This is a genomic window from Arthrobacter sp. Y3221048 (assembly GCF_059092685.1).
In genome coordinates, this window is record NZ_JBNHHX010000017.1 from 1 (window position 1) to 258 (window position 258).

1 rRNA gene is annotated in these 258 nt (G+C 58.9%); it reads right to left on the reverse strand.

Annotation, left to right across the window (positions count from 1 at the left end):
• Positions 1-178 precede the first annotated feature (178 nt).
• Positions 179-258, reverse strand: a 16S ribosomal RNA gene (locus AC5RVS_RS17850); the annotation flags it as partial.

Here is a 258-nt window from a genome sequence, read left to right on the forward strand (position 1 = left end):
TTCCAAACACCCCAAAGGGCACCGTACTGGCATGCGGCCAACCGCGAAAGACACCGAATCCGTTGATATTCCACCCATGAGCACCCGCCGGACAACATACGCATCCGCAACGGGCTTGCCCTGCAAACCACCCAACCCGCACTATGACGGGCCGGAACAGTCTGAGGAAGCTCCTTAGAAAGGAGGTGATCCAGCCGCACCTTCCGGTACGGCTACCTTGTTACGACTTAGTCCCAATCGCCGGTCCCACCTTCGACG